Raw genomic sequence first — 20,748 nt, forward strand, 5'->3', positions numbered from 1 at the left:
GGAATATTTTTGAATTACCATCCCCAAAATAAGGTAAGGTTTTACACTGCTGAATGCGGGAAAAATTATCGGTTTTTGAACAAAACCACTCACCAACTACTGGCTAAATATCCGGATAATCATCGGGAGCCCAATTTATTCTAGCAAAACAGATGCTGGAAAACAGAAAGTGAATGTACCGATGATTATTTTCAGTATGTTTGATTTCTGAAAAAAATTGTGGTACTTTTATAAGCGTCAAAAATTAATCAGGCTACTATGCAAAGAACTAAAAATCCGCTCATCTTTATTGTTCAGGACAGCGTTGTTTACAAAGACTTGATTGTAGGTTACCTGAAACAGAAAAAACTCACAAACCTGAAAACTTTTAAGTCGGGGGAAGAGTGCCTGAAGGCCGTTCATCAAAAACCCGATATTATTGTACTGGACTATTCCTTTGAAGGAATTACCGGACTGGAACTTATGAAAAAAGTTCAGCTGGATCACCCGGAAATCGATTTTGTATTTTTAAGCGGCCAGAACAATGTGGAAGTTGCTGTTAACATTATGAAAATGGGCGCTTCCGATTACATCGTAAAAAACGAAAAAGCTCCTGAAGTCCTCCTTCATTCCATTGAATACCTAATCAATACAACACGATCCCAAAAAGTCAAAAAAGGATTTCAGATTGGCGTTGTAGGATTTTTTATCATGTTGTTCCTAACCATCATGATTATTGTATTGATGACAATTTTCCTGGAAGATTTTAACCTCTGACCAGGAGCCTAAGTTCCTGAAAATATATTTTTATAAGTGCAAACTTAATTTTGTTTGGAGTTTTTATTACAACAAATCCGGCATAGTATTTTTTATAAAAATGTCATGCTTAAAATTGAGCACGACATAAATTTTGTCTTTCCCCTTTTCCTTTTGTTTTACTACCTTGCGCGCTTCATTATTTAAATAATACAGATGAAATTTTTATCGGTGTTAAAGAATTACAATACGACCTTTTGGGCCGCAAATGTTATTGAATTGTTTGAACGTTGGGCATGGTATGGCTTTTATATGGCATTTGCCCTCTATTTAGTAAACTCGAAAGATACCGGAGCACTGGGACTTACTCAGGCACAGAAAGGTATCATTATGGGAACCGGATCTATGTTGCTCTATTTTTTACCGGTAATAACCGGCGCCATTGCCGACAAAGTGGGATACAAGCGGATTTTATTTCTTTCCTTTTCAGTGTATATCACCGGTTTTTATATGATTGGAAGTTTTGAAACGTTTGGTTGGATGTTTTTTGCTTTCATCTGGACTTGTATTGGCGGGGCACTTTTCAAACCTATTATTTCGGCGATGATTGCCAGAAATACCACTGCTGAAACATCTTCCATTGGTTTTGGCATTTTTTATATGATGATAAACATAGGTGGGTTTATTGGTCCGTTTATAGCAGGGGTTCTTATGCAAAAATCATGGGACTTTGTGTTTTACATGTCCATCATTACCATGGGAATCAATTACTTTATTACTGCATTCTTCTTTCGCGAACCGATAATCAAGGAAAAAGGATCATCGCTTCTGAAAAGCATTGCAAATGCTTTTGTAAATATTGGAATTACCCTGCAAAACTGGAAATATGTATTGTTCCTGATCATCATGATTCTTTTTTGGACCGCGTTTAACCAATTATACTATTCCTTCCCGGTTTTTGTTGAGCAGTGGATCGATACCTCACCCTTATATGATGGGATTCATGCCGTTTGGCCCTGGTTGGCAGAGGCCATCGGAACTTCGGATGGAACCATTACTTCTGTAACATTGGGGAGTATGGATGCCTTTTTTATTATTGTTTTTCAATTAATGGTTTCAGCACTTGTAATGCGTTTTCGGCCATTGGCAGCCATGATGGGGGGAATTCTGGTTCTGGCCGGCGGACTGGCACTGATGTTTTCAAACCAGAACAGTTGGCTCATTTTATTGGGTATTTTGATTTTTGCGCTGGGAGAAATGGCCAGCTCACCTAAATTCACTGAATATGTGGGGCGCATTGCACCCGAAGACAAAAAAGCGTTGTACATGGGCACTTCGTTTTTGCCTATCGCCGCCGGTCACCAACTGGCAGGCTGGCTTTCGGGAGGAGTTTACGAGCGCATTGCCGATGATGTTTATCTGTTAAAACAGGAGGTTGCCAAACGTGGGTTGTCCATACCCGAAATTTCAGACACCTTCAGCAAAAATGATTTTATTTCAGCTGCTGCTGAAAAAATGAATATGACTAACGGTGAACTTTCCCGGTTTATATGGGAAACCTACCATCCTTCCAATATCTGGATAGTTTATGCCGGAGTAGCAGTTTCTGCGGTCGTATTACTTTGGATTTACAACCGGTTTATTTTGGCGAAATAACCAGGTATCTCCACGGTTTACTTATCCAGGGTTCGCCGGCATAATCAATTCCCACACGGGATGTTGTGATGTATTTAGGCTGATTTCCAGAGTGCTCAATCCAGATACGGTCAGAAGTAGCGAGGTTTTCTCCGTAAAATGATTTGTCCAGCTGAAGGGCTTTGCCCACCCTGCCAGGTCCTGGAATTTCTTCCACCCCCCGGATAAGGACAGCAGAGGCATCCCCCTCTTCTCCTGTAACAATATTCAACAGCCAGTGAATCCCGTAAACGAGATAAACATAAACCAGCCCTCCTTCGCGAAACATGACTTCGGTACGCTTTGTTTTACCTTTACTGGCATGGCAGGCACGATCCCCGTTCCCGCTGTATGCTTCCACTTCGGTAATGACATAACGTTTTATCCGACCATCTTCGAATTGACGAACCAGAACTTTCCCCAATAATTCCGGGGCTACTTCCAGCACATCGCGCTGAAAAAAAACACTGGGTAGCCGACTATTCATAGCTACTATTCATTCTCCGGTAAAGCTTTTCGCCTGCGAAATTGTGCGAAAGCATATCCGGCAACAGCCAAAATAAGTAGAAGGGAGCTGGCCAGAGAAATTTTGTTTCCGGTGTAGTACGATTTCGGTTCAAATTTAAACTCGATAGTATGCTGGCCCCCCGGGACTATCATAGCACGCAGCACGTAATTTACCCGAAAGTGGGGAATAGGTTCTCCATCAATATATGCATTCCAACCCTTGTCGTAATATATCTCTGAGAAAACGGTAAACTGATCGTTTTCTGCTTCAAAATTATATTTCAGGTAATTGGGCTCATATTCGGCCAGTTCAATTTTGCCGTTACTCTCTTTAGCGATTGAGATTCCGTTAACGTGCTCAATGAAACGCTGGTCAACAACAGCTGTTTCTGCGGGATTGAACGTTTCCATTGCTTTAATTTCGTCATCCGCATTTCCTACCATCTTAAAATCAGAAACGAACCATGCATTTCCCAACGGAAACGGATTGCGAATGGGAGCCTGGTTCAAATCAAAAATCAGGTAACGAGTATTCAGCATATTAATAACCGGCAACTGCCTGAAAACCGAATCGATTGCAGAACCTGACTGTAGTCCGGCAACCATTTTTTGCATTTCAGGTTGCAAATAATGTTCTATAAGTTCCTGATAACGACGTAATTTTGCCGCATGATATCCGCCTACATTTTTGTGATAGTAAGAAGTCCGCGCATCCTGGAAAGGATTCTGAAGGGGCAAAACCCGGTAATATAAATCCGTGTCACTCAAAATGGCTTTATCAGCTGGTGTCATGGGGAATGGGTTTTCGGCCTGTCTTTTCGGGACAAAATTGTTGTTGTTCAGGTAACGTTTGTCCACAGTCCACAAATCCACCAGAATAAGCAATGCGAGCAAGGCAATAAAAGGAGTAGCTTTTATTTTTTTGAGATGCCACAGATACAATGCTCCGGAAGCCAGTGCAATGAACAGGAACGAACGGAATGCATCTGTACGCAACATACTTTTCCGATCGGCAATGACGCTGTCCATTAGCCAGTCTGGGAAACGCATAGAATCTGCAGCATTGGTAAAATCGCCGGTTATTCCGGGAACAATTGCCAGTAAAAGGGAAAGACCTCCTGTAAAAATAACCGACCATTTCAGCCCGTTTAACCAAACCTTCTTTTCTACTTTCCCTGAAAGGATATTATTAAGAGCAATGAATCCTAATAACGGCATAGAAAACTGTGCAATTACCAAAGTCATACTGGGCGCCCTGAATTTATTGTAAAACGGAAGGTAGTCAAGCAAAAAACTGGTGAGCCACATAATGTTTCCTCCCCACGAAAGCACAACAGACACAACAGTAGCCGCTACCAGCCACCACTTTTCCGGCCCTTTCACCACATATAATCCCAAGACAAAAAATAATACGATAATAGCGCCAATATAAACCGGCCCGGAAGTTCCAGGTTGGTCTCCATGATACATGCTCACTGCCTGAATGGTTTGTCTTGGATTTTGAACTCCCTGTCGTTGCAAAGCCTTATAGCTTTCCGAATCCACCCCCGGATTAACCTGGCTCCCTCCGCCTTTAAAATTAGGAATAAGCAGTGTCAGCGTTTCATCAATTCCGTAGCTCCATTGTACCACATAATCTTTATCAAGACCGCTGGTTTTATTTTCACTTTCCGAGGTTAACTCAGAAGGCCCCCGGATAGTTTCTTTCGAATATTCCCAGGTAGTGTACAAACGGGAAAAGTTCATTCCCACAGCAACTATGGCCCCTGCCAGCAAAAACAAGACAGCCTTAAAAAACGAAGGCAATGTTTTTTCCCGGATAGCAAAAATCAACTCGACAATACCCAACAAGGCAATTAAAATAAAACCGTAGTAGGTAATTTGGAGGTGGTTTGCAAGTAATTCGAGTGACAGTGCAGCGGAAAGAAGTAAACTCCCCGCCAAGTGCTTTCCCCGAAAACTAATCAGCACGCCAGCAACAACAGGTGCAAGGTAACCGATCGCGTTGGCCTTCGACATGTGTCCCGCCCCAAGAATTATCAGGAAATAGGACGAAAAGGCAAACGCCACCGCTCCAGCTACACTTAGCCAACGGTTTATTTTCAAACTCATCAGCAGAATGTAGAATCCGACCATATATAAAATAAGAAAGCCGGCTATTGAAAACAGTTTTCGAATATTTCCATTAATATACCTCGCTAAGTTATCAGGGTAAATAACAGAAACCATATAACCCGGCATTCCTGCAAACATACTGTTTGTCCAAAGGGCTTCCTCCCCGTTTTCTTCGCGGTAATCTACCAGTTCTTTCGACATTCCTTTATGATGCTCAATATCCGGCATCTGCAAAACCTTCCCTTCCAGTAAAGGAGAAAGATAGGCATAGCTTAAAACGATAAAAAACAGGATTATTCCCAGATTGGTCAAAATATTACGAAAGCCGCTTATCTTTGCCATAATTTTAAAATATAGTTCTGAACAAAAATAGGGATTTATAACACTTTTGCCACATAAATGGGAATAATCATCAGACAAAGCATAAAGGGCAGTTTCTGGTCGTACCTGGGGGTAGGTATAGGTTTTATTACTACGGCTTACCTCTTTCCCAATTACCTGAGTACTGATACTATCGGATTGTTTGGACTGCTGTTATCATGGTCACTGCTGTTTGCCCAGTTTTCTTCGCTTGGTTTTCATGGGGTGACCTCCCGGCTTTTTCCCTATTTTCGCGATAAAAACAAAGGGCACAACGGCTACCTTTTTATTGCATCTATTGTGATACTCACCGGATTTTTATTGTTTCTGATCTTTTTTTGGTTTTTCAGGCCATATTTGGTGGAGAGTAACCTCGAAAAATCAAAAATATTTGCTGATTACATTGATCTGCTGATTCCTCTCACATTCTTTGCCCTACTTTTTGTTCAACTCGATACATTTAACAAACTGTTGTATAATGCCGTTTTTGGCACTTTCTTGCAGGAATTTCTGCAACGAATTCTAATTTTCAGCGTTACGCTGCTGTTTGTATTTAACATCTTAAATCTTCATCAACTAATTTTAACTTATACGGTCGCCGTTTGCGCCAAAACGGTAGTTTTAATTGGATATTTGGTGGCAAAAGGAGAAATGAACCTGAAACCACAATTGAAGTTTATTCAACCGAAATTGCGCAAAGAAATGGTGAGTGTTGCTGCTTACAGCATTCTTACCGGCTTGGGGGGCAGCATTGTTTTCAATATCGACAAAATTCTGATAAATCAGATGCTGGGATTGAGTGCAACTGGTGTTTACACCATTGCTTTCTTTTTTGGCACACTGGTTATTATTCCATCAAGGCCACTTCTGCGCATTACGGGAACACTAATAGCCGATGCCTGGAAACGGAATGACCTTGCCTATATTGGGGAAGTTTACAAAAAAAGTTGCCTGAATCAGTTTATTATTGGGGCTTTCCTGTTTGGTGGTATCTGGATTAATATAGATAATATCCTGACGATTCTTGGTCCAGAATATAATGATGCCAAATGGGTGATATTTTTTATTGGATTGGGCTATTTAGTTGATATGCTTACCGGTGCAAATGCACAGATTATTGCTTTTTCAAAATATTACAGGGTAGCCCTTTATTTTATGCTGGTTCTAATCATACTGGTTGTTGTCACCATCTTCTTATTTGTTCCGGTTTGGGGCATAACTGGGGCAGCAATTGCCATTGCAGCATCTATTGCAACTAATAATGTCATGCGGCTTATTTTTTTAAAGGTCAAATACCAAATGCAGCCATTTAATAAAAATACTTTTTTTATTGCTCTGATTTTTATGGGTTCAGTACTCATCTCAAACTTATTGCCGGAGATACAACTTATAGCCGATATTTTATTACGGAGTATTTTATTCACTGTGATTTTCGTAGTGCTAACTATTAGCTTTAAAATTTCAGAAGATGTAAATCAGATAAAAGACACATGGATGAATAAAATCCAAAAGAAATAAACCCTTACCTTTCGGCATAAACAGCATAATACCGCGGAGTAATATTTCTTAACATCGGACGGATTCCAACTTTAATAACCGGAGATTTCCACTTTTCACGATCAACTATTTTCCAGCCACTCTTTTCAAGCAGCCAGTCAAATTGCCAGTCTTCAAATTCATGGTAATGGCAATCCCATGGATCGTTCGGATTTCTGTAAGCACTGCTAAACCAAAGCCGAAGAGGTACCGTTGCAATCAGTTTTTTACCTGGTAAATTTTTAAGCACAGGAAAGGGAGAAACCAGATGCTCAAGTATCTCAAAAGCCGTAACCACTTCAACATCATACCCTTTAACCATTTCCGGTTTTAAATCAAGATCAATTTCTCCTGTGTTCAAAACAGAGAATCCCTCATTTTCCATTATTTGAGTAAATGGATTTTCAACTCCCAAATCAAGTATCCGGCTTTGAGGATTTATGTTTTGCTGATAAAAAAAGTTAAGTGTGTTTTTATACCTCTTTAAAAGAGCTTTATTAGGATTTTTATATGCATTAGTTACCATATTAATTCAGAGTTTTATATAAGTTTATTAATGGTTTTGACGTATTTTCCCAACTGTATTCATTAACTGCAGCATGGAATCCATTATTCCCCAAATCCTCTCTTTTTGATGGATCTTCAATCAAAATTTTAAGCTTTTTTATAAAATCTTCAGGATTATCATTTTCGTATATAAGTCCGCAGTTTGTTTCGTTGACTATATTTTGAATGTACTTACAATTGGAAGCCAAAACAGGCTTTTTAGCTAACATGTAATGAAAAATTTTATTGGGAGATGTATTGTCAGAATGTTCATTTTTTAAATGAGGAATTACTGCAATATCAGAATGGAGTAACAACTCCAAAACTTCACTGTGGGTTTTCCACCCTAAAAAAAACACTTTCTTTGACAAATTTAATTCAAGCGCCATTTTCTTCAAGAAAGGTTCATTTCGTCCTTTACCAATAATCCAAAATCTAAAATTATCAGGCAATGTCATTTTTGATAGTCCCTGAATAACTATATCTAAGCCTCTGTGTTGAGTTATTCCTCCTGCATAATAGAGAGTTATATATTTTTCATCCGAACTATAATTTTTACTCTTCTCAAAAATACCAGCACGCGATGTATTGGGAACAACTGCAATATTTCTATTTATTACTCCTTTATTCATCAGACGCTGCTTCATTTCTTCCGCAACAACAACTAACCCATCAGCTAATGAGGCATACTTTTTTTCATACCTCAACCATTGCTTTTTGCTGGATAAGATTTTTCCCAAAAAAGACTTTGTATGGGGTGACAAATCAAGAAGAACAGGCCAATTCTCATGCAAATCAAGAACAAATTTTATATTATGTTTTTTACAAATGTTATAACCTACCCTTGCCAAAGGTAAATCGTGAATATGGATTGCATCAATTTGCTTCTCTTTTAATATACGATGAATAAATGAATTCCAGAAGTTAAAATAAAATGGGAATTTTAATGCTCCAACAGAAGTTTTTGCAATAAATTTCGAGATTGGCTTTCTGTAAATTTCTAAACCATCTAACTTTTCGTATTGAGCTTTATTCTCTTTTGTAGAACATGCCAGGAATACATTCATCCCGCTTTGCCTCAAAGTTTGAATTTCTTTTGTGACACGCTCGTCTTCGGGATAATCATGCTCTAAGACCATTAAAGTATTCATGATATGTTTATATATATTTTTAAGCTTTTAGCAAAATTAGTTTTTTATCTTCATTCGAAGAAAAAATCAAATTGTAATAGAATCAATTCCGAATTATTTTCCAAAAAGTCATTCAATCACACTAAATTTGCTAATTATTGGTTAAATAACTAAAAAATAAATTATATCCAGAAAATGCAAACTATACATATGTGCGACACCTACGGGCAGTACCTCACCATGAAAAAGGAAATTGATGCGGCCATGCAGGAGGTGATAAAATCAACACAATTCATAAAAAGCGGAAAAGTACTTGAGTTCGAAAAGGAACTCTCGCATTACCTCAATACACACGTCATTGCCTGCGGAAATGGAACCGACGCTCTTCAGATTGCTTTAATGGCACTGGAATTGAAGCCGGGTGACGAGGTTATTACCACACCGTTTACTTTTATTGCTACAGTAGAAGTACTTGCCCTGCTTGGACTAAAGCCGGTTTTTGCGGATGTGGATACCGGAACTTTCAACCTCAGCGAAAATGAGGTAAAAAAAGCGATTACCACAAAAACCAAAGCCATCCTGCCAGTCCATCTTTTCGGACAATGTGCCCATTTGGAACCGATGCTGGATCTGGCTCAAAAGCACCATCTTTATGTGGTGGAGGATGCCTGTCAAGCGCTGGGGACTGATTACATTTTCAGCAACGATACAACAAAAAAAGCTGGAACAATTGGCCATGTTGGCTGCAATTCATTTTTCCCGTCGAAAAACCTGGGTGCCTTTGGTGACGGTGGCGCAGTATTTACCAACGACGAAAAGCTGGCAGCCATAGTCCGTTCCATTGCCAACCACGGCATGAAGCAGAAATACCAGTATGAACGTATTGGCGTCAACTCACGGCTCGACAGCATTCAGGCGGCGGTACTGAGCGTAAAACTTAAATATTTTGAAAAACATATTAAAGCACGCCGGTATGCAGCAGCCTGGTACGACGAACATTTGAAAAAAATTGAAGAAATCCGGTTACCTGAACGTGTAAATTATAGTACACACACCTTCCACCAATACACCATTCAGACCAATCGGAGAAACGAACTACAGCAATTCCTGAAAGAAAAGGGAATCCCGTCGATGGTTTATTATCCGGGAGTAATTCATTTACAGGAAGCCTATAAATTTTTAGGCCATGGCAAAGGCGATTTTCCGGTGAGTGAGCACCTGGCGGAGACCGTGCTTTCGCTGCCCATGCACACTGAGTTGACAGAAGAGCAACTGGATTATATAACAAGAGTGATACAAGAATTTTTCAGAAAAAAAAACTAACCGCAATGACGCCAGGGCGCAAAGAAAAAATTTAAAAATCTTAGTGCCCTTGTGTCTTGGCAGTGAAAAATAAAAACGATGAACAAAGATGAGCTCAATCAGCTTTCAAAGGAAATTCTTTCTGCTGCAATTACTGTTCACAAAGAAATGGGACCGGGTTTACTGGAATCGGTTTATGAACTTTGTTTATTAAAAGAACTCCATTTAAGAGGTATTTATGCTGAAAATCAAGTTCCTGTTCCACTTTTTTATAAAAGAGAACAATTAAACAAAGACTTCAAAATTGATATTCTGGTAGAGAAAGAAATTGTGATTGAATTGAAAGCGGTTGATATTCTGCTTCCTGTTCATGAAGCGCAAATTATTTCCTATTTAAAACTGACCAATAAAAAATTGGGATTTCTGATTAATTTTAATGTCCCTTTACTGAAAGAAGGGTTTAATCGATTTGTGAACAATTTTTAGGAAGAAGGATTGACCGCAATGACGCCAGGGCGCAAAGGAAAACGTAAAAATCTTAGCGACATTGGCGCCTTAGCGGCAAAAAATATTAAAATGAATAAACTATTTATCCACGAAACAGCCATCGTTGACGACGGTGCAAAAATAGGTAGTGGCTCCAAAATCTGGCATTTCTGTCACATTATGGCTACGGCGCATATTGGTATGAACTGTGTGCTGGGGCAAAATGTTTTTGTTGGAAACAAAGCCATTTTAGGGAATAATGTAAAGGTACAGAACAATGTGTCGGTGTACGAGGGAGTGGTTTGTGAAGACGATGTTTTTCTGGGACCCTCCATGGTTTTTACCAACGTAATTAATCCGCGTAGTGCCGTTAACCGCAAGGAAGAATTCAAAAAAACACTGGTAAAAAAGGGAGCGACCATTGGCGCCAATGCCACCATTGTTTGCGGTACAACCTTGGGCGAATATTGTTTTATTGGCGCTGGCGCTGTAATTACCAAAGATGTAAAACCGTTTGCGCTGATGGCGGGTGTTCCGGCCCGGCAAAAAGGGTGGGTGAGCCGCTCGGGCGCCATTTTGGGCGACAACCTGGTGTGCCCCGAAACCGGAGAAAAGTATATCTTAGCCGATGGTTTTTTGAAACCTTTGTAAAGAAGAAGAATGAACCGCAAAAACGCTGAGGCGCAAAGAATTTTAAAACCTTTGCGACATTGCGCCCTTGCGGTGAAAAATAAAAATATGAAACGATTTGCACTGATAGGTTCGGCAGGCTACATTGCCGACCGCCACATGAAAGCCATAAAAGAAACAGGAAATGAACTGGTTTGTGCCACGGACCGGTTTGATGTAATGGGCCGGATGGACAGCTATTTCCCGGATGCAGAATTTTTCCTGGAAATTGAAAATATGGACAAATACATGGATGATATCCGACGCGAGGGGGACCCCATCGACTACGTAACCGTCTGCACCCCAAACTACATGCACCCTTCGCATATACGGTTTGCCCTGCGCAATGGCGCCCATGCCATCTGCGAAAAGCCGTTGGTGGTTTATCCGGAGGACATGCACATCATAAAAGACATTGAGGCAGAAACCGGGAAAAATGTTTACACGATCCTGCAATTAAGGTATCACCCCACTATTCTCGCCCTGAAAAAGCAAATTGAAGAGGGAGGCGATAAAATATATGACATCGACCTGAGTTACATAACTACCCGCGGAAAATGGTACCTGAAAAGCTGGAAGGGCGATGCTAAAAAATCAGGCGGAGTGGCCACCAACATTGGCATCCATTTTTTCGATATGATCACATGGATTTTTGGCAATGTAAAGGAAAATATTGTTCACCATTACGGATCACACAAAGCAGCGGGTTTTCTTCACCTAGAAAAAGCACGGGTACGTTGGTTCCTGAGTCTCGATTACAGTGATTTGCCACCACAGGCTACCGAAAAAGGAATGCGTACCTACCGCTCTATCACTATGAACGGCAAGGAGATTGAATTCAGTGGCGGCTTTACCGATTTGCACACTGTGACCTATCAAAACATTCTAAATGGAAATGGATTTGGAATCGACGATGCCCGCGAAAGCATTGAACTAACCGATTTTGTGAGAAATGCAAATCCTGTTGGACGAAAAGGCGATTACCATCCGTTTCTGAAAAAAATATTTTAAAGGGAATTAATTACTGTTAGTAATTCTTTTGTGAGATTTTCCCTTGTATACATCATCACTTCATCCGATAATTTATTTTTTTCAGGGATGGTAAGCTGTTTGGACTGAAAGAACCGGATAATTCCATCTTTCATTTTTAGATGGTTCTTATAATCGCAAACCAGTCCACTTTTGGTTTCCCTGATAATTCTTGCAGCATCACCATTTTCAGGCCCGACTAAAAGAATAGGCTTTTGGCTTGCCAAATATTCAAAAATTTTACCGGTTAAAATCCCTTCATTATTTTTCACATCTGGAATAACCAACAAAAGTGCATCGGATGAAAACTGAAATTCAATGGCTTTTGCGTGCGGCACATATCCGGTTACCTCAAGTAACTTATTTAATCCTGCCCTATCAAATTCCTCAATTATATTAGATGGAATTCTTCCAATAAACCTGACTTTTATTTTGGCACGAATATCTTCGGGTAATTCTGAAAGGGCTTGAATTAAACCTGAAACATCATATTTCTCCGAGATAGTCCCTACATATGAGATGAAAAAAAAGTCCGATTCAGAGTTTATTTCGACATGCTTAAAATCATCGGCATCGAACCCATTGGAAATTACTTCAATTTTACCTAAAACGTTATCCGCTTTTTGTGCGAATAATTTTTTCAGCGACTCGCTTACAGTGATAATTTTATCTGCTCCTACCAATACCTTTTTTTCCAGATTTTTGTGAATCTGCATTGCAATTGGCGTAGGATACATTTGTCTGAAATAGTAAATATCAGTCCAAGGATCACGTAGATCCGCAATCCACTTAATATCAAACTCCCTTTTCAATCTTAGTCCGATAAGTTGAGTTGAATGTGGAGGACTGGTAGTAATGATCGTATCAATTTGATGAGACCGAATCAACTCTCTCGCTTTGGCTACGGCGTATTTATTCCAACCTTTCCGGGGATCGGGAATAATAAAATTCCCCCGTATAAAACGGATTATTTTTTCTTTCAGGTTATTTTTTTTGGTGTTGGCAAAACCACCATAAGGAACTTCTTTATTGGAAGATACTTTTTTGTAGAATGAATACAAATCAACCGATTTTGCATAAAATATCTTGGTCGACTTTGGAATGTCATTTTCAAGCGTTAGGTCGATTTGCGGATAAGTGGCGTAATTGGGATGCACAGTCAATATTAAAGGTTCGATGCCTAACGCCGGCAGGTATTTCACAAATTTAATCCAACGCTGAACGCCGGCACCTCCACTCGGAGGCCAGTAATAGGTTATTATTAAAACTTTTTTCATTTAACCTGAAATGCGAATACCGTGGTTATTCATAAAAAACCGTGAAGGAGAAGGCAGAGAAAAAAAATAAAACTCTATCCAAAATCTCCCCCACGGAAAATTTATCATTATAATTTTTCAAACAAATTTCGCATGCTAACTTTCCCGCCAATAATTTTGCCCAACTCAGTAATGGCTACCCGCTCCTGTTCCATGCTGTCACGGTAACGAATGGTAACGGTGTTGTCCTGTGTGGTCTGATGATCGACGGTAACACAAAACGGCGTACCGATAGCATCCTGCCTGCGGTAACGTTTACCTATGGAGTCTTTCTCATCGTATTGGCAGTTGAAATCGAATTTTAATTTGTCTATTATTTCCCGTGCTTTTTCAGGTAGGCCATCTTTTTTTACCAGCGGCATAACAGCCAGTTTTACCGGGGCCAACACCGGCGGAAGTTTCAATACCACGCGGGAATCCTTCTCCAACTCCTCTTCGCAGTAAGCTGCTGAAATCACTTGCAGAAACATCCGGTCTACTCCAATAGAGGTTTCTACTACAAAAGGTACGTACGATTCGTTCAACTCCGGATCGAAATAACGAATTTTTCGTCCCGAATATTTCTCATGCTGCGACAAGTCGAAATCAGTGCGGGAATGGATACCTTCCACTTCTTTGAACCCGAATGGAAATTTGTATTCCACATCTACAGCAGCATTGGCGTAGTGAGCCAGCTTCTCATGCTCATGAAAACGGTAATTTTCTTCTCCAAAACCAAGCGCCTGGTGCCATTTCATGCGAATGCTTTTCCACTTTTCAAACCAATCCAGTTCAGTACCAGGCCTTACAAAAAACTGCATCTCCATTTGCTCAAATTCACGCATTCGGAAAATAAACTGCCTTGCTACAATTTCATTGCGGAAAGCTTTCCCGATTTGGGCAATCCCAAACGGAATTTTCATACGCCCGCTTTTTTGCACATTCAGGTAATTTACAAAAATCCCCTGTGCTGTTTCCGGACGTAAAAAAACCTTCATGGCGCCATCGGAGGTAGAGCCCATTTCAGTGGCAAACATCAGGTTGAACTGACGAACGTCGGTCCAGTTACGCGTTCCTGAAACCGGGCAGGCAATCTCCTGATCAACAATTATTTGCTTTAACTCTTGCAGATCATTATCATTCAATGCCTTTGCAAACCGGGTATGAAGCTCCTCATATTTTTTTTGATTGGCCAGTACCCGTGGGTTGGTTTCCCTGAACTGCTGCTCATCAAAAGCGTCTCCAAAACGTTTTTGGGCTTTGCCAATTTCCTTGTTTATTTTTTCTTCTATTTTGGCCAGTTGTTCTTCAATCAACACATCGGCACGGTAGCGTTTTTTCGAATCTTTGTTATCAATGAGCGGGTCGTTAAACGCATCTACATGACCCGAGGCTTTCCAGATAGTGGGATGCATAAAAATGGCCGAGTCAAGCCCCACCACATTTTCATGTAGTAACACCATACTGTCCCACCAGTATTTTTTAATGTTATTTTTCAATTCCACGCCGTATTGTCCGTAGTCGTAAACAGCGCTCAGTCCATCGTAAACTTCACTCGACTGAAAAACGTATCCGTATTCTTTGCAGTGTGCAACCAACTTTTTAAAAATGTCTTCCTGTGCCATTTATTTTGATTTCAGAATGAATTATAGCGACAAAAATAGAATTAAATTGGTTGCTGTGAAAAAATGAGGAGGTTCAAAAAAAGGATTCCGGAATTTTAGTTCTGGTTTGTCAGATTAAATGGAACCCCGGATGTCCATTATTTTTTGTAAAAAGGGAGAAAAAAGAAAAATTTCTTCCTGAAGCCAGGCAGACATCCGGGTACCTCTGGAGCGTGGAAAAAACGAATGGAGGTTCCGATTTTAAAGAAATGTTTTACGCTTTAATCAGTCCACTTCCTCAAAATCAACATATTCCCCTTCACTTTTACTACGATTACCATTTCTTTTCCGGTCATATTCAATGGTTACATCTCCTTCACGCTTTTTTGCAGGCTGCTGCTGATTTTGATTTTCATTCATTTTATGCTGAATGTCTTTCAGTTTATTTTCCAGAATAACCGGAAGTACATAGCGCGTAAATAGTCTAATCACAAAATAGATAATAGCAATGACTACAAGTGTGCGGATAAAACCGACAAGGTAAAGAATTATGAATAGGTTCATATTTATTTCTATTATTGAGTATCGAATAAAAAATTAACGCCAAAGTACAAATTTAAATGTTTTGAAGAACCCGGCTGAACAATCCCTAAAATATTATTGCTGGTAAAGTAAAGCTGAAACCAATTATTGGTATAGCTGGCGCCTAACCCGGGAAATATATTGCTGGTATTTAAAAGTGTTAAACTTCCGTACATTCCAAATTTTGGATGAAATGATTTGGCCAAAAAGGCAGAGAACATATTTAGAGGATCCTGTTGGTAATATTTAAACTGGTTACTGAACCCGATGGTCGTTTTTTCAGAAAAATGATATTTCCCGGCCACATTTATTTTAACGGGTACCGCTGTGAACGTTCTTTTAGCGGCTTCATTGATGGTGATAAGAAAAGAAGCCGTGTCACCAAATTCTTTCAAAGCCTCACGGGGCTCTTTGTAATTATCCCCGCCAGGATTGTTCGACTGGTATGCATTGTATTTTGAATAACGTGCGGGCCGGACAAAATCAACATTAAATGTTTTATATTTTCGCCCGATAAACCCGGCATCAATGAGGCTTAACGACCATTCGGAAAAGGCATTTGGACGATAAACCACTCCCAAATCAAGGGCAAAACCCAGGTTTCGGGGTTGAAAAAAATAATCGCCGGGAGAAGCGTCGGCAGCAAAGGCAGAAAAATGAATTGCCGAATCCTGTTTTGGATAAAAAGGCCCGGTAAGTTTAAAAGATCCTTCGGGCTTCAACAGCAGGTATTCACCTCCCGGCTCTGTTTCCACGGAGAGGTTCACTTCATCCATTTCAAAATGAATTTTACCAAATAATATCTTCGGACGAAATCCCACATCCAGCTTTTCCCCTACCTGTTTTGAAATGCCCAATGCAAGTTCCCTGTATTGGGTTGCCATAAAAGAAGCATTCCCTAAATTTTCATTCACACCAAAAAAATTCAGTGTCCCGTCACGGACAAACCTTACAATTTCACGATCAAAATTACCCTTCATTAAAGCCCTTTCTGAAACGGAAAAAGTAAAAGAGTAATCCTTGTGCTGCAGGCTGGCATAAAACATCGACATTCCGGCCGAAGCCCGAACATTTCCCCGCTCACCAAGGGCATCGTAAAAACGCTGTAAACTATAACTGAACCCATCGGAAAAGAGGGAATTCAACTGAATGTTTGCGTCCCAGTTCCCGTAAGCTCCGGAAAGTACCGGAATACCGACAACCAACTTCCGGGTTTGATTCTGAATAGCCGGATTTTCAAGGGAGGCCTGGGTTACCCCCGGCAAAAAATACAGCGAAACAGATTCCTGTGCCGACACATTGAATGAAAATGTCAGCCAGGCAAAAATCAAAACAAAGCCGGTTGTTTTTATTTCTCCCAAAGCCATCTCTTTTAAATAACTTCCTGCAAAAATAGTTTTTCCCAAAAGATAACGGCAGGAGAATGGATCAGTTTAACTTTTTATGGAGCAAAAGAATGTTTCAACTTGCCTTGTCCTTTCAATTTCTTTTCGCCTTATCAAACAGATTTTACTCTTTGATTTAGCTTAAAAAGGTAAGCAACAAACTCTGGGCTGCGTTCGCCTCACCTGGGAAATCTACATGCTGTCCGCTAAAATTATTGAACTTGTTGTGCCTCCTCAAACAGCATTCTTTTTTAACACTACCTTCCGGTAACGTCACCACCACTTGACTCGTCAATTTCTTTAACTCCCGGATTCCCGTAATACCTGATATCCGCGCCGCTGCTGGCACTGGCATGTATCTCCCTGGTAACATGAATAGAAATATCAGAACCACTGCTGGCACTGGCATGGCAAGTGGCTACTTTCAGGTCGCGTGCTATTATATCGCTGCCGCTGCTGGCACTGGCTTTCACTGTTTTGGCTTTCCCGCTTACTTTTAAATCGGAGCCGCTACTTGAATCAAGCGACATACTTTTATAATTCACATCCAAAACCACATCGCTCCCACTGCTGGCCGACACCTCCAGCCGTTTCCCTGTTAAAATGCCTTCTGATTTTACATCTGAACCAGAAGAAGCGCTGAGAAGACTCAGCTCTTTAACAGTAACATAAACTTTCCGGCTTTGTGTTGCTCCCCAATTGAAAAAACGGGGCCAATCTTTCTTTTTCATATAGATATGCAATGTGCCCTTTTTTACTTCGGTTATTACATCATCAATAACATCATCATCGGCAATAACCTTCAATGTTTCTTCAGTTCCCATCGAAAGAAACAGATCGATGCCTGATGAAACTTTTATGGCATCGAAATTTTTTACAGCCCGGTTTTGCGTTTCCCTGACATTCCCGGCCAGAGAAACTGAATGGGAACTGGCAGCAATAACGAGAAGAAAAATGCATACGTACTTAAATGATTTCATAATAACAGATTTTTTAATTTTTAAGAGACTGTAATTTACAAGACGTTACAAATTACGGTAAGTTACAGTTTTACGTTCTGTTTTTTCGACAAACATTGTCGTTCTAAAGATAAAAACAAAAAGCCCCGGAGCGAGGTTAATATATTTTAACGTAATGCATTGAGGGGTTTTATTACTGATATCGGGTAATATTTATAATTTTGCTGTTTCAGAGATAACATTTATCTTACTGAAATTCATTTCGATAAAAATGAGGAGAAAAAATATGAATTGGAAAAAAATTTGGATTGGAGCTTTGATTGTAATCGTTGCGGGAATAGGTTTCTACAGTTTTAACCGCGATGAGAGAAATTTCGAAATAGCCAAAAACCTTGAAATATATTACAGCCTTTTCAGGGAGTTGAACATGTTTTATGTGGATGAAGTAAATCCCAATAAACTGGTAAAAACGAGTATCGACGAAATGCTTCAGTCGCTTGACCCATATACCAACTTCATTTCGGAAGACCAAATGGAGGATTTTCGTTTTATGACAACCGGGGAATACGCCGGCATTGGGGCACTCATTGGGAACCACGATGGAAAAGTTGTGATTTCAGAACCGTATGAAGGTTTTCCTGCCCAGAAGTTTGGATTACGAGCCGGTGATATCATTTTGGAAGTAGAAGGTAAAGTGACCGAAAATATGACCACCGAAGATGTGAGTAATCTTCTGAAAGGCCCTGCCAAAAAACCTGTAAAAATTAAACTGCAGCGGCCCGGTGAGAGAAAACCTTTTGAAGTGGACGTTATCCGTGAAAAAATATCTATCGATGCCGTACCTTATTTTGGGATGCTTGATAAAAATACGGCATACATTCGCCTGTCAAACTTTACGGTTAACTGTAGCGAGGATGTAAAAAAAGCATTTCTCGATCTGAAAAAAAACGACCCGGAGTCACTTATTCTCGATTTACGTTCAAACCCGGGCGGATTGCTCCAGGAAGCTGTAAAAATTGTAAACTTTTTTGTTCCGCAAGGTTCAGAAATAGTAAGTACGAAGGGAAAGGTAAAACAGTGGGATAAAACCTACACTGCCACATCAGTGCCGCTGGACACTACCATTCGTATTGCGATTTTAACCAACCGCGGATCGGCTTCAGCTTCAGAAATTGTGGCAGGCGCCATACAGGATCTTGATCGCGGACTGGTTGTTGGGGCGCGTACATTTGGCAAAGGCCTGGTACAAACTACCCGTGACCTGAGCTACAATGCCAAGTTAAAAGTTACAACCGCCAAATATTATATTCCCAGTGGACGCTGCATCCAGGCACTCGACTATACTCACCGCAATGAAGATGGAAGCGTAGGTTATGTTCCCGATTCGCTTATTTCGGAATTTACTACAAAAAAGGGCAGAAAAGTATACGACGGTGGTGGGATTGTTCCGGACGTTGTGCTTGATTCGGAGCAGTTGAGCAACCTGAGCATTGCCTTGCTTTCTGAATTTAAAGTTTTCGACTTTGCCACAAACTTTACCAATGAAACCAAATCAATTGCTGCACCGGAAGAGTTTGAGGTAACCGAAGAAACTTACAACAAATTTGCTGCCTTTGTTAAGGAAGACGATTTTGAATACGAATCAGAGTCAAAGCACATGCTGGAGGATTTGATTGAAGTGGCAAAAGATGAAAAATATTACAGCCTTGCCCAAAAAGAATTTGAAACATTACAAGCGAGGTTAGAGCCGCAACTCGACAAAGATTTAGTAGGGTTTAAAGATGAAATAAAAAGTTTGCTAAGGCATGAAATCGTATCGCGTTATTACTACCAGAAAGGAGCTATTCGTTCTTCGCTGGGAGACGATACTGTTATTCAGAGAGCCATTGATGAGCTTGGTTCACCCATGGGCTACACCGGGTATTTTGAGCCGGGTATTATTATCACCATGAAACGCCCGTAACGTCAGAATTACAATAACCTAATACCTGTGAAACTAAAAGAATTAATTAATTATCAACTTTTAAAGACCGAGCATATTGAAATAACAGTTTCCAGTGTGGTCATTGTTATTATGGTACTGATTGCCACGTTTATCGGACTAAGAATTATCCGGGGGCTTTTCAAACGTTATATCAAAAAGCAGGAAGCAACAAGACGTTCACACTGGTCTGTTTATCTGATTTTGCGTTATGTTGTCTGGGTGGTAGTTATTGTTTTACTACTCGAAACTTCCGGTGTAAAAGTGTCGGTTCTGCTGGCCAGTATTACTGCCCTGCTGGTAGGTGTTGGGTTTGGTATTCAGCAGTTGTTTAGCGACATTGCATCGGGTATTGTGCTGATTATTGAACGAAACCTCCAGATAAATGACATCATTCAACTGGAAGATAAAACCGTGGGGAAAGTAATTCACATCGGGTTGAGGACTTCCAAGCTGAAAACCCGCGACGATGTAATCCTTGTGGTACCAAACTCCAAGTTTGTAAACGACACCATTATCAACTGGAGCCAAATGGATTACAATACACGGTTTTCGGTAGAGGTTGGCGTGGCGTACGGCAGTGACACAAAACTGGTTACGGATCTTTTACTCGACTGTGTATTGCAAAACAAAAATATCTCGGCACAGCCCAGACCGTTTGTACGTTTCAGTGATTTCGGTGACTCCTCGCTCGACTTCGAGGTTTTTTTCTGGGTGAAAGAACCTTTCCTGGTAGAACATGCTAAAAGCGAATTAAGGTATGCCATCGACGACGCTTTCCGGAAACACGGGGTGCAAATTCCATTCCCGCAACGCGATCTGCACATTAAGTCAAACCCGGGTCAGGCTTGAG

General features: G+C 40.3%; 18 protein-coding genes. 9 read left to right on the forward strand and 9 right to left on the reverse strand.

Features of this window, described 5'->3' with window-relative positions:
• Positions 1–258: 258 nt before the first annotated feature.
• Positions 259–756, forward strand: coding sequence for a response regulator (locus D1164_RS13240; protein WP_119350478.1), 498 nt, complete (start codon positions 259–261; stop codon positions 754–756).
• Positions 757–951: 195 nt separating this feature from the next.
• Positions 952–2,391 carry an MFS transporter gene (locus D1164_RS13245; protein ID WP_119350479.1) on the forward strand — a complete coding sequence of 480 codons (1,440 nt, stop codon included), beginning with the start codon at positions 952–954 and terminating at the stop codon, positions 2,389–2,391.
• Here the strand turns inward: D1164_RS13245 and D1164_RS13250 are convergent.
• Positions 2,375–2,896: a DNA-3-methyladenine glycosylase gene (locus D1164_RS13250; protein ID WP_119350480.1), complete on the reverse strand. Its 522-nt coding sequence runs from the start codon at positions 2,894–2,896 to the stop codon at positions 2,375–2,377. The two genes, D1164_RS13245 and D1164_RS13250, sit on opposite strands and share 17 nt — an antisense overlap.
• 5 nt (positions 2,897–2,901) lie before the next feature.
• Positions 2,902–5,373: a YfhO family protein gene (locus D1164_RS13255; RefSeq protein ID WP_119350481.1), complete on the reverse strand. Its 2,472-nt coding sequence runs from the start codon at positions 5,371–5,373 to the stop codon at positions 2,902–2,904.
• Positions 5,374–5,430: 57 nt separating this feature from the next.
• Between D1164_RS13255 and D1164_RS13260 the strand changes: the two genes are divergently transcribed.
• Positions 5,431–6,909, forward strand: a complete 1,479-nt coding sequence (locus D1164_RS13260; protein ID WP_119350482.1) for a lipopolysaccharide biosynthesis protein — start codon at positions 5,431–5,433, stop codon at positions 6,907–6,909.
• 4 nt (positions 6,910–6,913) lie between these two features.
• Here D1164_RS13260 and D1164_RS13265 read toward each other — a convergent pair whose 3' ends face one another.
• On the reverse strand, positions 6,914–7,453 hold the full coding sequence (locus D1164_RS13265) for a methyltransferase domain-containing protein (RefSeq protein ID WP_119350483.1): 540 nt from the start codon (positions 7,451–7,453) through the stop codon (positions 6,914–6,916).
• A 1-nt stretch (position 7,454) separates the two neighbouring features.
• On the reverse strand, positions 7,455–8,624 hold the full coding sequence (locus D1164_RS13270; protein ID WP_119350484.1) for a glycosyltransferase family 4 protein: 1,170 nt from the start codon (positions 8,622–8,624) through the stop codon (positions 7,455–7,457).
• 174 nt (positions 8,625–8,798) lie between these two features.
• Between D1164_RS13270 and D1164_RS13275 the strand changes: the two genes are divergently transcribed.
• The 4 genes from D1164_RS13275 (at position 8,799) to D1164_RS13290 (ending at position 12,071) form a co-directional block, all read left to right on the forward strand.
• A complete protein-coding gene (locus tag D1164_RS13275; protein ID WP_119350485.1) occupies positions 8,799–9,926 on the forward strand; it encodes a DegT/DnrJ/EryC1/StrS family aminotransferase in 1,128 nt (375 codons plus the stop codon).
• 78 nt (positions 9,927–10,004) lie between these two features.
• Positions 10,005–10,391 (forward strand): GxxExxY protein, encoded by a 387-nt coding sequence (locus D1164_RS13280; RefSeq protein ID WP_119350486.1) that lies wholly within the window; start codon positions 10,005–10,007, stop codon positions 10,389–10,391.
• Between the two features lie 90 nt (positions 10,392–10,481).
• Positions 10,482–11,042 (forward strand): acyltransferase, encoded by a 561-nt coding sequence (locus D1164_RS13285; RefSeq protein ID WP_119350601.1) that lies wholly within the window; start codon positions 10,482–10,484, stop codon positions 11,040–11,042.
• 87 nt (positions 11,043–11,129) lie between these two features.
• Entirely contained in the window at positions 11,130–12,071 is a 942-nt protein-coding gene (locus tag D1164_RS13290) for a Gfo/Idh/MocA family oxidoreductase (protein WP_119350602.1), read from the forward strand.
• On the opposite strand, the gene D1164_RS13295 is transcribed toward D1164_RS13290, so the two are convergent.
• The 5 genes from D1164_RS13295 to D1164_RS13315 form a co-directional block, all read right to left on the reverse strand.
• Positions 12,068–13,366, reverse strand: a complete 1,299-nt coding sequence (locus D1164_RS13295) for a glycosyltransferase family 4 protein (protein ID WP_119350487.1) — start codon at positions 13,364–13,366, stop codon at positions 12,068–12,070. The two genes, D1164_RS13290 and D1164_RS13295, sit on opposite strands and share 4 nt — an antisense overlap.
• 107 nt (positions 13,367–13,473) lie before the next feature.
• Positions 13,474–15,009, reverse strand: coding sequence for a glycine--tRNA ligase (locus tag D1164_RS13300; protein ID WP_119350488.1), 1,536 nt, complete (start codon positions 15,007–15,009; stop codon positions 13,474–13,476).
• Between the two features lie 264 nt (positions 15,010–15,273).
• Positions 15,274–15,552, reverse strand: coding sequence for a DUF4834 family protein (locus tag D1164_RS13305; protein ID WP_119350489.1), 279 nt, complete (start codon positions 15,550–15,552; stop codon positions 15,274–15,276).
• Between the two features lie 11 nt (positions 15,553–15,563).
• Entirely contained in the window at positions 15,564–16,937 is a 1,374-nt protein-coding gene (locus D1164_RS13310) for a DUF5723 family protein (RefSeq protein WP_119350490.1), read from the reverse strand.
• A gap of 275 nt (positions 16,938–17,212) precedes the next feature.
• On the reverse strand, positions 17,213–17,935 hold the full coding sequence (locus D1164_RS13315; protein WP_119350491.1) for a head GIN domain-containing protein: 723 nt from the start codon (positions 17,933–17,935) through the stop codon (positions 17,213–17,215).
• Positions 17,936–18,200: 265 nt separating this feature from the next.
• Between D1164_RS13315 and D1164_RS13320 the strand changes: the two genes are divergently transcribed.
• Both D1164_RS13320 and D1164_RS13325 read left to right on the forward strand, forming a co-directional pair.
• Positions 18,201–19,877, forward strand: a complete 1,677-nt coding sequence (locus D1164_RS13320; protein ID WP_206611005.1) for a S41 family peptidase — start codon at positions 18,201–18,203, stop codon at positions 19,875–19,877.
• A gap of 27 nt (positions 19,878–19,904) precedes the next feature.
• Positions 19,905–20,747, forward strand: coding sequence for a mechanosensitive ion channel family protein (locus D1164_RS13325; protein ID WP_119350493.1), 843 nt, complete (start codon positions 19,905–19,907; stop codon positions 20,745–20,747).
• The last annotated feature ends 1 nt before the right edge of the window (position 20,748 follow it).

The organism is Mariniphaga sediminis (assembly GCF_003573545.1).
Lineage (GTDB): Bacteria > Bacteroidota > Bacteroidia > Bacteroidales > Prolixibacteraceae > Mariniphaga > Mariniphaga sediminis.

Bases quoted from the DNA above. Each gene is read 5' to 3' on its own strand.
- D1164_RS13300 (WP_119350488.1), bottom strand. From the start codon at position 15,009: ATGGCACAGGAAGACATTTTTAAAAAGTTGGTTGCACACTGCAAAGAA.
- D1164_RS13265 (WP_119350483.1), bottom strand. From the start codon at position 7,453: ATGGTAACTAATGCATATAAAAATCCTAATAAAGCTCTTTTAAAGAGG.
- D1164_RS13315 (WP_119350491.1), bottom strand. From the start codon at position 17,935: ATGAAATCATTTAAGTACGTATGCATTTTTCTTCTCGTTATTGCTGCC.
- D1164_RS13275 (WP_119350485.1), top strand. From the start codon at position 8,799: ATGCAAACTATACATATGTGCGACACCTACGGGCAGTACCTCACCATG.
- D1164_RS13255 (WP_119350481.1), bottom strand. From the start codon at position 5,373: ATGGCAAAGATAAGCGGCTTTCGTAATATTTTGACCAATCTGGGAATA.
- D1164_RS13240 (WP_119350478.1), top strand. From the start codon at position 259: ATGCAAAGAACTAAAAATCCGCTCATCTTTATTGTTCAGGACAGCGTT.
- D1164_RS13280 (WP_119350486.1), top strand. From the start codon at position 10,005: ATGAACAAAGATGAGCTCAATCAGCTTTCAAAGGAAATTCTTTCTGCT.
- D1164_RS13270 (WP_119350484.1), bottom strand. From the start codon at position 8,624: ATGAATACTTTAATGGTCTTAGAGCATGATTATCCCGAAGACGAGCGT.
- D1164_RS13320 (WP_206611005.1), top strand. From the start codon at position 18,201: ATGAATTGGAAAAAAATTTGGATTGGAGCTTTGATTGTAATCGTTGCG.
- D1164_RS13305 (WP_119350489.1), bottom strand. From the start codon at position 15,552: ATGAACCTATTCATAATTCTTTACCTTGTCGGTTTTATCCGCACACTT.
- D1164_RS13310 (WP_119350490.1), bottom strand. From the start codon at position 16,937: ATGGCTTTGGGAGAAATAAAAACAACCGGCTTTGTTTTGATTTTTGCC.
- D1164_RS13245 (WP_119350479.1), top strand. From the start codon at position 952: ATGAAATTTTTATCGGTGTTAAAGAATTACAATACGACCTTTTGGGCC.
- D1164_RS13260 (WP_119350482.1), top strand. From the start codon at position 5,431: ATGGGAATAATCATCAGACAAAGCATAAAGGGCAGTTTCTGGTCGTAC.
- D1164_RS13295 (WP_119350487.1), bottom strand. From the start codon at position 13,366: ATGAAAAAAGTTTTAATAATAACCTATTACTGGCCTCCGAGTGGAGGT.
- D1164_RS13285 (WP_119350601.1), top strand. From the start codon at position 10,482: ATGAATAAACTATTTATCCACGAAACAGCCATCGTTGACGACGGTGCA.
- D1164_RS13250 (WP_119350480.1), bottom strand. From the start codon at position 2,896: ATGAATAGTCGGCTACCCAGTGTTTTTTTTCAGCGCGATGTGCTGGAA.
- D1164_RS13290 (WP_119350602.1), top strand. From the start codon at position 11,130: ATGAAACGATTTGCACTGATAGGTTCGGCAGGCTACATTGCCGACCGC.